At 63.1% G+C, this 13,044-nt stretch carries 11 protein-coding genes; 3 read left to right on the forward strand and 8 right to left on the reverse strand.

Annotation, left to right across the window (positions count from 1 at the left end):
* Positions 1 to 485 precede the first annotated feature (485 nt).
* Entirely contained in the window at positions 486 to 2,648 is a 2,163-nt protein-coding gene (locus AC3D25_RS22075; RefSeq protein WP_488890609.1) for a hybrid sensor histidine kinase/response regulator, read from the forward strand.
* Here the strand turns inward: AC3D25_RS22075 and AC3D25_RS22080 are convergent.
* Positions 2,645 to 3,661, reverse strand: a complete 1,017-nt coding sequence (locus tag AC3D25_RS22080) for a S1C family serine protease (RefSeq protein WP_488890610.1) — start codon at positions 3,659 to 3,661, stop codon at positions 2,645 to 2,647. The genes AC3D25_RS22075 and AC3D25_RS22080 overlap by 4 nt on opposite strands.
* Positions 3,662 to 3,853: 192 nt before the next feature.
* On the opposite strand from AC3D25_RS22080, the gene AC3D25_RS22085 reads away from it, so the two are divergent.
* Both AC3D25_RS22085 and AC3D25_RS22090 read left to right on the forward strand, forming a co-directional pair.
* Complete coding sequence (locus AC3D25_RS22085; RefSeq protein ID WP_488890611.1) at positions 3,854 to 4,093, forward strand: hypothetical protein; 240 nt, start codon at positions 3,854 to 3,856, stop codon at positions 4,091 to 4,093.
* Positions 4,094 to 4,140: 47 nt separating this feature from the next.
* The gene (locus AC3D25_RS22090; protein WP_488890612.1) at positions 4,141 to 4,296 is read left to right on the forward strand and encodes a hypothetical protein; all 156 of its coding nucleotides are present in this window, start codon (positions 4,141 to 4,143) and stop codon (positions 4,294 to 4,296) included.
* A gap of 16 nt (positions 4,297 to 4,312) precedes the next feature.
* Here the strand turns inward: AC3D25_RS22090 and AC3D25_RS22095 are convergent, their stop codons facing one another.
* The 7 genes from AC3D25_RS22095 to cyoA all read right to left on the reverse strand — a co-directional run bounded on the left by AC3D25_RS22095 (position 4,313) and on the right by cyoA (position 12,850).
* Positions 4,313 to 5,554, reverse strand: a complete 1,242-nt coding sequence (locus AC3D25_RS22095; protein WP_488890613.1) for a lipocalin-like domain-containing protein — start codon at positions 5,552 to 5,554, stop codon at positions 4,313 to 4,315.
* Positions 5,554 to 8,124 carry an ABC transporter permease gene (locus AC3D25_RS22100; RefSeq protein WP_488890614.1) on the reverse strand — a complete coding sequence of 857 codons (2,571 nt, stop codon included), beginning with the start codon at positions 8,122 to 8,124 and terminating at the stop codon, positions 5,554 to 5,556. Before AC3D25_RS22100 ends, AC3D25_RS22095 begins: the two co-directional genes overlap by 1 nt.
* Positions 8,117 to 8,797, reverse strand: coding sequence for an ABC transporter ATP-binding protein (locus tag AC3D25_RS22105; protein ID WP_488890615.1), 681 nt, complete (start codon positions 8,795 to 8,797; stop codon positions 8,117 to 8,119). Before AC3D25_RS22105 ends, AC3D25_RS22100 begins: the two co-directional genes overlap by 8 nt.
* A gap of 204 nt (positions 8,798 to 9,001) precedes the next feature.
* Positions 9,002 to 9,349 (reverse strand): cytochrome o ubiquinol oxidase subunit IV, encoded by a 348-nt coding sequence (cyoD, locus tag AC3D25_RS22110; protein WP_488890616.1) that lies wholly within the window; start codon positions 9,347 to 9,349, stop codon positions 9,002 to 9,004.
* A gap of 1 nt (position 9,350) precedes the next feature.
* Entirely contained in the window at positions 9,351 to 9,968 is a 618-nt protein-coding gene (gene cyoC, locus AC3D25_RS22115) for a cytochrome o ubiquinol oxidase subunit III (RefSeq protein ID WP_488890617.1), read from the reverse strand.
* Positions 9,968 to 11,959 carry a cytochrome o ubiquinol oxidase subunit I gene (cyoB, locus tag AC3D25_RS22120; RefSeq protein ID WP_488890618.1) on the reverse strand — a complete coding sequence of 664 codons (1,992 nt, stop codon included), beginning with the start codon at positions 11,957 to 11,959 and terminating at the stop codon, positions 9,968 to 9,970. Before cyoB ends, cyoC begins: the two co-directional genes overlap by 1 nt.
* Positions 11,960 to 11,962: 3 nt before the next feature.
* On the reverse strand, positions 11,963 to 12,850 hold the full coding sequence (gene cyoA, locus AC3D25_RS22125; protein WP_488890619.1) for a ubiquinol oxidase subunit II: 888 nt from the start codon (positions 12,848 to 12,850) through the stop codon (positions 11,963 to 11,965).
* Positions 12,851 to 13,044: the final 194 nt, after the last annotated feature.

Below are 13,044 nucleotides of genomic sequence, written 5' to 3' on the forward strand. Positions count from 1 at the left end.
AAACGATGGCAAGTTGACGCACCGCCGAAAATCGACCTTCAATAAACGAATATCCGGTCTACATTATTTCCTTGCACGATCAGTTAATGGAACTTAGTTCCGGGTTTCAGAAAAAGCGAAACTTCAACGAGATCGTCAGATTGTTTGCGACCCGATGAAATCGACTTGTGTTTATCGGCAGAGACGGTCTTGGCCGGGTGCGATTTCGGCGAGGAGGAACGGCGGATCGAACGCCCAGCGCGCGCCTCTCGGATACGCGACGCCTTTCTGGCAGAATGCCGTTCGTTCGGCATGCTGATATGACGATTGGACAAGCCGTTTTTCGGTCGCAAGGATAATCTGCACCGGAGTCCCGGTCTCGTGGCGCGCTGAAGCAGCCAAGCGACCGATACATTCGTCATATCTAAGGTAAATTGAACACGAAACGGCCGGCTATGACACGGCCGTTCACCTGTCTGGACACACGCGCATATAAAGGTTGTCAAATGGGGCCAGCAGACGAAGTGTCGCTCGACTTACCGCCGCCGAGCCGCAATTTCGCGATGATGCGAAAGACGCTGCTCGTGCTGCTGGTGACGTCGGTAGTGGTGCCTATCGCCTGTCTTTTCGGTTACGGGTATTACGACTACCAGCGGCGCATGAACGACGCGGGCGATGTCGTGGACCGCCTCACGCGGGCGTCCGCGGAACAGGCGATGAAAGTGCTCGACCTGAACGCCGAACTCTCCTCGCGCGTGCTCGACCTGCTCGGCCGCAGCAACGACGCGCAGATCACGGCGCGCCAAGGGCCGATTCACGAGCGCCTGCAGGAAATCGTCGCGGCCATCCCGCAGATCGAGGCGATCAACGTGTTCGGCAGCGACGGCGCGATGCTGGCGAGCAGCCGGTATTCGCCGGTGCCCAACCTCTCCGCCGCCGACCGCGATTTCTTCAAGTTTGCCCGGGACCTGCGCCCGGCGACGTACATTTCGCTCCCCGTTCGCGGCAAGCTTTCCGGCACGGACGTCTTTTCGACCAATATCGGCCGAAGCGCGCACAGCGGCGTGTTTCTCGGCGTGCTGTCGGTGGAATTGCGCAAGGCGTATTTCACGGCGTTCTACCGCGAACTGACCGGCGGCGAGCCGTCGGAAGCCGTGGGTCTGTATCGGCGGGACGGCGGACTGCTCGCGCGCTATCCGGCATTCGGGCCCAACTTCGTCGCGACGGCGAACGCGGACATCGAGGCCGCCATCGCCCGCAACGACCACGGCGGGCAGCTCAGGTTCACCTCCAGTGCGGACGGCCTCGAGCGGCTGCTCGCCTATCGCCGCGTCGACGATTACCCGCTCTACACCACTTCCGGCATTCAGATCGCCGCGATCACGGCCAAATGGCGGCATAACCTGGGCGTGATCGCCGCGATCATTTCGGTGCCGTGCATCGCGGTGTGGATCGTCGTGCTGCTCGCGCTGCGGCGTCTTCGCGACGAACAGGCGGCGTGGGAACAATGGCGCGTCGAGATCGGCAAGCGTCTGTCGGCGGAAGCGTCGAACCGTCAGCTTCGGCGCATGGGCGCGCTCGGCAACCTCGTCGCGAACGTCGCGCACGATTTCAACAATTTGCTGATGGTGGTGAATGCGAACGTCGAGCTGGCGCGCCGCAAGCGCTACGACAATCTCGAAAAGGAAGTGCTGGCGGTGAAGCATGCGGCGTCGGCGGCGCAGGGACTCGCGCGCCGCCTGATGAGCGTGGCGCGCAAGCAGCCGCTCAAGAGCGAGCCGCTCAAACCCGGCGTATGGCTACGCGATGTCGCGGAACTCGTCCGAACGTCGATCGGCGAGGAAATTACGCTATCGGTGCGGATCGTCGACGATACCAGCATCATCATGGTCGATCCCGCCGAGCTGGAATTCGCCGCGCTGAATCTCGCGATCAACGCGAAAGACGCTATGCCGCGCGGCGGCACGCTCTTGCTGAAATGCGAGGCGGTGCGATTCCAGACGCCGTACGCCGGCCTCTCCGCGGGCGACTACGTGCTGCTGTCGTTCACCGACAACGGCGAAGGCATGAGCGAAGCCGTCGCCCGGCGCGCGTTCGAACCGCTCTACACGACGAAAATCAAAGGCGCGGGCACCGGCCTCGGTCTGGCGCAAGTGCAGACGACCTGCGAGCAGGCAGGCGGCATCGCGCAAATCGAAAGCACGGTTGGCGTCGGCACGACCGTGCGCCTCTACCTGCCGCGCTACGACGGCGACGAGGAACTCGCGCCCGCCGCCGCGCCCGAAACGTCGCCCGCCGACGACGACGTGATTCCCGGCAACACGTCCGTGCTGCTCGTGGAAGACAACGAAAGCGTGGCCGCGGGTATCGCGGCGGTGCTGGAAGTGCTCGGCTGCACGGTGCATCACGAATTGACCGCCGACAGCGCGCTCGACCTGCTGACCGGAGAACGTCGTTTCGACCTCGTGCTCTCGGACATTCAGATGCCCGGCAAGCTCAACGGACTGGATCTGGCCGAAACGATCCGCCACGCGTGGCCGGCCCAACGCGTCGCGCTGATGACCGGTTACGCCGAGGAACTGGAGCGCGCGCGCCGCGTGGGTATCGTGATTCTCGCCAAACCGTTCGATATCAACGAGTTGCGCGCGATGATCGAAACGCGCTCCTAGGCCGTCTGCTCGACCGGCACCACGATCACGTCCAGCTTTTGCGTATTGCGCAGCAGCGTGACGGTCACGTCGCGCTCGATCCGCGTGGCATCCAGCGTGCGTTGCAACGCGTCGACGCTATCCACGGCAATGCCGTCGATCGCAACCAGCGTGTCGTCGCGCCGGATGCCGGCCTGGTGCGCCGGACTGCCGCTCACGACTTCCACCACCTGCACGCCGCTTTCCGCCGATAACCCGAAGTAGCGCTGAACGCGCCGCGCCACGCTGCGCGTGGTGCCCGCCACGCCGATATACGCGCGGCGCACGCGTCCATACGCGAAGATCTGCATGATCGCCCATTTGGCCGTGTCGATCGCCGTGGCGAAGCAGATGGCTTGCGCGCCCGGAATGATCGCGGTATTCACGCCGATCACTTCGCCCGCCGAATTGATCAGCGGACCGCCGGAATTGCCCGGATTGAGCGCCGCGTCGGTCTGGATCACGTCGTAAATCATGCGGCCCGAACGCGCGCGCAACGAGCGGCCGAGCGCGGATACCACGCCGGTCGTGACCGTCTGCTGAAGGCCGAGCGGGCTGCCCACCGCAATCGCAATCTGCCCGGCGCGCACTTTCGCGGAATCGCCGAGCGTCACGTGCGGCAACGGTTCCGCCGAGCCGATGCGCAGCACGGCGAGGTCGCTATCCGGATCGTCGCCGACGAGATCCGCGTCGAACGTGCCGCCGTCCGCCAGCGTCACGCGGATTCGCGACGCCTGATGCACGACGTGGCTATTCGTCAGCAGATAGCCGTCGGGCGTGAACAAAAAACCCGAGCCACTGCCGCCGCCCGGCTTGCCGTCGGGACGTCGCCGCTCCACCTCGATAAACGCCACGGCTTGCCGGACGCGCTCCAGCGCGCCGATCACCGTGCGCGAGTAGGCGTCGAGCAGCGGGCCGTCATCGAGCAGATTCGGCTGGCCCATTTCGGGCGTCGCGCCCGAGAGATCGTCGATAAAGCGTGGTCGGTTTCCCATGTCGAGCTCCGCGAACGTGTGAGGTTCGAGATGCAGGCTCGCAAGGGCGTTTTCAAGTGGTCCGGCAGCGCCTCGGGGCGGCGTTTCGTCATGCCCGGTGAATTAGGCAGGAAATCCCGTTTTGTTCGTCGAATCGGAAAGTGCGGGGCGGCAGCACACTTCAATCACGCCATCCCAACCAGGAACACCGCCATGTACCGGATCATCGACGAAGCCCCCGAAACCGCCCGCGAGCTTTCCCTCCACGAACTTACGCGCGCGCTTCAACAGGCCTCCGACGACGTTCTTCGTTTCGCGGGCGAGACGCACGCCGCGACGAGCCGCCACGATGAACCGCGCGCACGCGACGCCTTCGACTCGCTTCAGAAACAGCACGCGCTTGCCGAAAACCTGATTGAACGGCTGCTGGCGCTACCCGCCTCGCGCGCCTGACAACACCCGACACTCACTTTTCGCTGAAACCTGCGCTGGAGTTTGACATGAGCACCTTGACCGTATTTCTCTGCATTTGGGCCTTCGTCGCGTTCTGCACGATTCTCGTGATCCGCGGCGCGACTTCGCAGTTCGCCACGCTCGACACACGCGATGCGCTGAACATGAACGATTTCGCGGGCTTCATTCCGGCGGAGAAGTAAGAGAATAAGGCAGGTCTCAACGCGGCGCGCCGCCCAGCTCCAGCGCCTTGTTGTATCCCGTCAGTTCCAGATAACCCTGACCGGCCAGTTTGCCGTCGCGGCTCAACCTGACCGCGCCTTCCCAGTAGACGGCGCCGGTCGATTGCCGCGAATCGAGTTCCTGATCGTCCATCAGGGGATCGAGATGCCAGATCGTGGCGCCCGTCCGGACCGTCGCCGCCACCGGATAGGACGTTCCGGTGCGAGGCGAACGCCACGTGCGCACCGTCGTGAAATCGACCTGCGATGGCCCGAAGTTCGTTACATCCCCGTGCGGCCCGCGCAGCACGGCGTGCGCCCAGACCGCGCCGCCGTTGCGGCCGCGCACCTTGAACGCCATCAGCGCGGAGCCATCGGCGAGATTCGCGCCGAGCCAGTCCCAGCCGAGCGCGTCGGCGCTGAGCACGGTGCTCGACCATTCATGATCGAGCCACGCCGCGCCGCTCACCGGCGTGTCCATCGCGGCAATGACTTCTTTACCTGCGCCCGCCGCGCGCCGCACCGTGCCGGTCACGCGCAATTGCGGCTCGCTGTAGTAATAGCTCGCCTGCGCCGTATCCGGCCCTTTGCGCGAGTATCCGCCGTCGCCCTGGATGAGCGGCGGTTCTGTCGGCGTGAGGGAAAGATGGAGCGCGAAACCGGCGGCGTCGATGGTCGCTTCGTAGTGGCCGTCGGCGGCGCGCACCATTCGCCAGCCGTCGATTTTCGCGTCCGTGTTGCCTTCCGCTGCGTAAGCCAGACCGAAACCCTGCCGGCCGATTTTTTGATCGTGCGCGAGCCGTCCCGCCGCTGGATCGCTGAGCGCGGCATGCGCGATGATCAATTGCGCTGGCGCGAACGCGCTCGGATCGGCCGCGTCGTGACCGGTCGCCGAGCGGAAGAACGTGATCTGGAAACCGAGCGGCGCGCCGTCGGGCCGGGTGAGCCAGCCGGTTGCGTACCACCACTCGGTGCGATACGCCGGATGCGCGCCGGTATCCTGCGGCCATGCGATCGGCCGGCCGGGCACGACGGCGGCGAATTTCGGCTCGGCGGTCGCGTTCGTTGCGTTTGTTGCGTTTGTTGCGTCTGTTGCGTTTGTTGCGTTTGTTGCGTTCGTTGCGTTCCTTGCGTTCGTTGCGTTCGTTGCGTTCGTTGCGCTCGTTGCGCTCGTTGCGTTCGTTGCGTTCGTCGCCGCAAAAGCCGCCAGCACTGCCACCGCTTTGATCCATCGCCGCATCACCAGTCCTCCTTGACGGCCCGCACCGCGTCCAGCGTCACGGCTTTGCGCCCCGCCACCACGGCGGTCGCACACGATGACACGAGCATCACGAACGCCACCGTCGCCAATACCGGCCACGGTACGTGCAGCGACATGCTCCAGTGGAACGACTGCGGATTCACGACGAACACCAGAATCAAGCTGATCGCGAAACCGAGCGCGAAACCCATCGCGATACCGAGCGCGGTCAGCGCGCCGCCCTCCTTCGCCAGAATCGCGAGAATCTGGCCGCGCGTAACGCCGACATGCCGCAGCATCCCGAACTCGCGCGTGCGCGCGAGCGTCTGCGCCGAAAACGTCGCGGCGACGCCGAACAGTCCGATCACGATCGCCACCGCTTCCAGCACATACGTCACGGCAAAACTGCGGTCGAAAATGGTCAGCGTGCGCGCGCGAATTTCGCCCGGCTGCGCGAATTCGAGCGCCGCGCCGAACGGCAACGCGCGCAGCGTCTCGCTCACGCTGTCCGCGCTGCTTTGGCTCGCGACGCTGACCGCGACATCGGTGGCGCTTTCATCGCCGGTCAGCCGCCGATAATCCGCGAGACGAAGCTGGATCGCGCCCGTCTGCCGCACGTAATCGCGCCACACGCCCGCGACGACGAACGTCGGCTGCCCCGCGCCGACCGGCAATTGCACTCTTTGCCCGAGCCGGTATCCATACAGATCGACCATCGCCTCCGAGACCCAGATGGGCGTCTCGCCGCGCTGCCACGCGGTCGGCGGCAATACTGCGCCGGTCATCTGCAGCGTCGCGCCCGGATTCATCGCGTCGATTTCGCGCGCGAGCAGCGCGACGGGCGGGCGCGCCGGATCGAGCGTCAGGCGCGAGGTGCGCGTGAACGCCGCGCGCGCCACGCCCGGCGCGGCGGCCAATTGCTTTTGCTGGTCGAGACGCAGGCCGCCCGTGTCGCCGTTCGGCGCGGCGCGGACGTAGAGATCGGCGGACAGCAGATGCATCAGCCATTCATCGACGGACACGCGGAAGCTCGCCACCATGATCGCCATCGCGACGATCAGCGCGAAACTCGACAACACGCCGCCCATCGCGATGGACGCCTGTCCCGGCGCGTTCGCGAGCCGCGCGAGTGCGAGCGTGGTGGTGGCACGCGCGCGACGCCGACGCTCACGCCGTGTGTAAAAGCGGCTGATCGAGGAAAACAGCAGCGCGGTCAGGCGCGGCATCAGCGCAATCCCGCCGATCAACAGCAACGCGACGGCGAGATAGCCGGGAATCGGAATATCGAAAAGTGGCGGCGTCGCGGTGAGCAACGCCGCGGCGGCGAGGCAGCCGAGCGCGGGCCAGGGTGTCGAAAGCCGCGCGAGCGCGCTTTCCTCGCCGCCCGCCTTGAGCGCGGAAGCGGGCCGCGCGCGCGACGCTTCGAGCGCGGGCGCGAGGCTCCCAAGCGCCGACACGCCGATCCCCAGCACCAAAAACACCGCCGTCGCGAGCGGTTCGAAGCCGACTTGCGGCTGCACGCCCGGAAAATAGCCGCCGCCCAGATCGCTGCCGAAAAATTTCAGCGCGATGCTCGCCATCGCGTAACCGAGCGCGAGCCCGCTCGCCGCGCCGATCACGCCGAGCATCGCGCCTTCGAGCAGCACTTGCCCAAGCAGCCGCCGGCGCGTCACGCCGATCACGCGCAGCATCGCGAATTGCGCGCGGCGGCGGACGACGGCCAGCGCCTGCGTCGAAAAGACCAGAAACGCGCCGGTGAACAGCGCGACGAGCGCCAGCACGTTCATGTTGATACGGTAGGCGCGCGACAATCGGTCGGTGCGGTTTTCGTCGTCGTGGATTTCGGAGACTACGAGCGCCGGGCCGATGCGCGCCGCCAGATCGCGCCGGAACGCGTCCCGGTCCACGCCGCGTTCGAGCAGCAAGTCCACGCGCGACAACTTGCCCACCGCGCCGAAACGCCATTGCGCGGCGGCGATATCCATCACGGCGAGACGCTGACCGGGACGCGTCCGAACGATCCCGCCCGCCACCCGAAGCCGCACCGCCGACGTGCCGCTCTGCAACGTGACCGATTGGCCCGGCACGGTCGAGAGCCAATGCTGCGCGGCGGTCGAGAGAAAGATGGCGTCGGCGGCGAGCGTGTCGTAGGGATGCGCTGCCGAGGGCACGCCGGTCAGTTCGGGCGTCGCGCGGCTCGCCTTGAACACGTCCGTCCCGAGCACCTTCAACGAGGTCGTCCGGCCCGGCACCGTGACGTCGAGATCGAGCACCGGACTCGCCAGCGCGACACCCGGCAGCGCCGCGAGCCGGGGATACCAGCTTTCGTCGAAGCTTGGCTGCGCGCCGCGCACCTGAAGATCCGCCTCGCCCGACAGGCTTTTTGCCGCCGCCGAAAACTCGTTGAACGCCGCGCCGTTGATCAACTGCACGGCGTAGCCGAGCGCCACGCCAAGCGCGATCGTGACGATGGCGACCACGGCGCGCGCGCGATGGCTGCGCAGTTCCGAGAACAGCAGCCAGCGCGCGAGCAAACGCCCGCCTGCGACGCGATTCGACGGCTTAAGCATCGGTGTGCAATGCGCCGTCGCGCAACACCAACGTGCGATCCGCAATGGCGGCCGCCGCTTCCGAATGCGTGACCATGATCGCCGCCGCGTCGTTCGCCTTGATTTCGGCGCGGAACAGCGTGAGCACGTCGTGCGCGGTGTCGGGATCGAGATTACCGGTGGGTTCGTCGGCGAGAATCAGCTTCGGCCGATGCACCAGCGCCCGCGCGATCGCCACGCGCTGCAATTCGCCGCCGGAAAGCTGGCGCGGAAAATCGTCGCCGCGCCCTTTCAGGCCGACCGCCGCGAGCAGATCGAGCGCGGACGATGGCGCAAGGTTGTTCAACAGCAGCGGCAACGCGACGTTCTGCGCGAGCGTCAGATGCGGCAAAACATGAAACGCCTGGAACACGAACCCGAGTTTTTCGCGACGCAGACGCGTGGCGTCGTCGTCCGAAAGGCGCGAAATCGGCGCACCGTCGATCAGCACATCGCCGCTATCGGCCGTGTCCAGTCCCGCGATCAGATTGAGCAGCGTGGATTTGCCGACGCCGGATTCGCCCATCACCGCAACGAACTCGCCCGGCGCGAGCGAGAAATCGAGTTGCGCGAGCACGATGCGTCCCGCGCCATAAGTCTTGCTGAGACCGCGGCATTCGAGCGCGGGCGCGACGCCATCTTCGCGAAAGTTCATTGAGTGCGGCTGGTCGGAGACACGTGGAAACGCGCGCTTCTCATGCGTGCAGCAGGCGCGCGGCGACGAACGCCGTATCTTAACGGGCAATGCGAAGCGGTGCTGGCGGGGCGGTTTTGAAGCGTCGGCGAGAGAGCCGAGCTGGGCGATAAGCAGATCGCCGGCCGTGACGCGATGTCACGGCCGGACAAAGTTAAAGCAGGTTCAACGCGACATCATGTTCATGCTGACGTTGTGCATGACCCAGACCGTGCCGCCGATCAGGATCACCGCCGTCATCACGGTAAAGCCGAACGCCATCACGTTCCACTTCTGCTGCGACGACGCGTTCATGTGCAGGAAACACACGAGATGCACGACGATCTGCACGAGCGCGAGCACGGCGATCACCGGCACGGCGGTGCTCGCCGGCATCCCGTGTCCCATCACGATAAAGAACGACGCCGCCGTGAGAATGACCGACAGCACGAAGCCGATGACATACGAGCCGATGCTGCCGTGACTCGCGCCGGAATGTGCAAGCTCTGCACGATGTGTATTGGAGTTCGACATTTCAGGCCACGCTCGCCAGATAGACAAAGGTAAACACGCAGATCCACACGACATCCAGGAAGTGCCAGAAGAGGCTCAGGCACGTCAGGCGCCGCAAGCTCGTTTCCGAAATTTCAGGCTTGCTCAGAATCTGGAACGCCAGCACGGCCATCCAGACCAGACCGAGCGAGACGTGCAGCCCGTGCGTGCCGACCAGCGTGAAGAACGACGAAAGAAACGCGCTGCGATCCGGCCCGTTGCCTTCCGCGATCAACCCGGCGAACTCGCGCACTTCGAGGCCGATAAACGCGGCGCCCAGCACGAATGTCACCACGAGCCAGAACAGCAGCGACGTCTTGTTGCCCTTCTGCGCGCCGAGCATCCCGAAGCCGAACGTGATGCTGCTGACGAGCAGGATCGCGGTTTCGATCGCGACGCCCTTGATCTCGAACAGGTCCTTCGCCGTCGCGCCGCCCGCGAACTGGTGACTCATCACCGCGAACACGGCGAACAGCGCCGCGAAGATCACGCAGTCGGTCATCAGGTAGAGCCAGAATCCGAACACGCTATGCGATTCGGGATGGTGGTGCTCCGCGTGGTCGTCGTCCGCGAGATTCAGCGGAATGGTTTTCTGCAGCATTACTTGACCTCCAGTGCAATCGACGCGTGCGTGCGCGATTCCTCGATCATCCGCACCGTGTCCGCCGGGATGAAATAGCCTTGATCGTCGCGGTTCGCGTACAGCACAGCCGTCACGAAGATGCCGACCAGCCCGACGATTGCGAGCCACCAGATGTGCCAGATTCCCGCGAATCCGAGCACGAGGCTGAACAGTCCGATGAACATGCCCGCGCTCGTATTCGACGGCATGTGAATGTCCTCGTACTTGACCGGCGCGCCGACGCGGCCCGTTTCCTTCATGTGAGCGAACGCGTCGAGTTCATGGACGTGCGGAATCACGGCGAAGTTGTACACGGCGGGCGGCGAACTCGTCGCCCATTCCAGCGTGCGGCCATTCCACGGATCGCCGGTGATGTCGCGATTGCCCGGCAGATCGCGGTCGCGAACACTGACGTAAAGCTGCGCCAGTTGATGTCCCACGCCGATCGCGATCAGCACCGCACCGCCCGCGGCGACCAGCAGCCAAGGATGCCATGCCGGATTGTCGTAGTGGTTCAGGCGGCGCGTCATACCCATGAAGCCGAGCACGTAAAGCGGCAGGAACGCGAAGCAGAAACCGACCAGCCAGAACCAGAACGCCCGCTTGCCGAGCTTTTCGTTCAGCTTGAAACCGAACGCCTTCGGGAACCAGAAGTGGAAACCCGCCAGATAGCCGAACAGCACGCCACCGATAATCACGTTATGGAAGTGCGCGATCAGGAACAGGCTGTTATGCAGCACGAAGTCCGCGCCGGGAATCGCCATCATCACGCCGGTCATGCCGCCGATGGTGAACGTCACCATGAAGCCGATCGTCCAGAGAATCGGCGCGCTGAATTCGAGGCGGCCCTTGTAGATCGTGAACAGCCAGTTGAAGATCTTCACGCCGGTCGGGATCGCGATCACCATCGTCATGATGCCAAAGAACGAATTCACGTTCGCGCCCGAGCCCATCGTGAAGAAGTGGTGCAGCCAGACGACGAACGACAGCACCATGATCGAGCAGGTCGCGTAGACCATCGTGGTGTAACCGAACAGCGGCTTCTTCGCGTAGGTCGAGACGACCTCGGAGAAGATGCCGAACGCGGGCAGCACCAGGATGTAGACCTCCGGATGCCCCCACGCCCAAATCAGGTTCAGGTACAGCATCGGGTTGCCGCCGGCGGTGTTCGTGAAGAAGTGCATGCCGAGATAACGGTCGAGGCCGAGCAACGCGAGCGTCACGGTCAGGATCGGGAACGACGCCATGATGAGCACGTTCGAGCAGAGCGCGGTCCACGTGAACACGGGCATCTTCATCCAGGTCATGCCGGGCGCGCGCATCTTCACGATGGTCACGAAGAAGTTGATACCCGTGAGCAGCGTGCCGACACCGGAAAGCTGGAGACTCCACAAGTAATAATCGACGCCGACGCCGGGACTGAATTGCAATTCCGATAAAGGCGGATAAGCCAGCCAGCCGGTTTGCGCGAATTCGCCGATCACGAGCGACATGTTGATCAGGATCGCGCTGACCGCCGTCATCCAGAAACTCAGCGAGTTAATGAACGGAAATGCGACGTCGCGCGCGCCGATTTGCAGCGGCACGACGATATTAAACAGACCGACCATGAACGCCATCGCCATGAAGAAAATCATGATGACGCCGTGCGCGGTAAAAATCTGGTCGTAATGGTGCGGCGGCAGATAACCGGGGCCGTGAAAAGCGACCGCCAATTGCGTGCGCATCATGATGGCGTCGGCGAAACCGCGCACCAGCATGACGAACGCAATGACGATATACATCACGCCGATTCTTTTGTGATCGACGCTCGTCAGCCATTCACTCCACAAATAGCCCCATTTCTTGAAATAGGTCAGCGAGATCAGAACCGCCAGCGCCACGACCACCATCAGCGCGCCCGCGCCCATGATGATCGGCTCGTGAAACGGAATATCCGCCCAGCTCAGCTTGCCTAATAGGTTGTCCACGTTTTACCCCTTCGTGTCGCAACGTGGGTCTGCCATGCTGCGAACATTCCCGTTGTTGTACTTTGCAATAATGTTGTTGAAGAGCGCCGGATCGACGCGCGAGAAGTACTGGACCGGCGCCTTCTCGCTCGGCGCGGATACGCCGCCGTAGACGTTCGCATCGAGTTGCTCCGGCGACGCCTTGACTTCCTTCACCCATGCGTCGAAGTCTTCATTCGACGCGGCGACCGCGCGAAATTTCATATCGGAAAATCCTTTCCCGCTAAAATTCGCCGACATGCCCGCATAATCGCCCGCTTCATCGGCGATTAAATGAAGTTTGGTTTGCATGCCCGCCATTGCGTATATTTGACCGCCGAGTTGCGGAATGAAAAACGAATTCATCACGGAATCGGAAGTAATGCGGAAATTAACCGGCGTTCCAACTGGAAACTCCAGTTTATTAACCGAAGCAATACCGAGATCCGGATAAATAAACAGCCATTTCCAGTCGAGCGCGACGACTTCCACGTTGATCGGCTTGACGCTCGATTCAAGCGGCTTATACGGATCGAGCTCGTGCGTGGTTTTCCAGGTAAGAATGGCGAGATACAGGATAATCAGACTCGGCACGAGCCATACGACAATCTCGATCTTCGTCGAATGCGCCCATTTCGGCAGGTACACCGCCGCCTTGTTCGACGCGCGATAGCGCCATGCGAACAGCAGCGTGAGCGCGATCACCGGAACCACGACAAGCAACATCGCGACCGTCGATTCGATGATCAACGATTTTTCGGCGATGCCGATTTTGCCCTTGGGATTCAATACATCCAGATCGCAGCCGGAAAGAAGCAAAGCCGGATATAGCGCCAAATAATTACGAAACCGTGAGAAGGTTCTTACATTCATTCCATATGCCCCGTGGTCGGTATACCTGTCTCCGTCCGATTTTATTTTTGTGATCGGTGGCGAAGGGTAGCGTAATCGCTAAAGTTTATTAAGCACCAAACCGGTAATAATCATTCGCAAATGGGCATCTGAGACTTAATGACGCAGTTTTTCTTTCGTTTGATTATCTGAAACTTTACAAACTTGTTCTGGCT

The organism is Caballeronia sp. SL1002 (assembly GCF_057814995.1).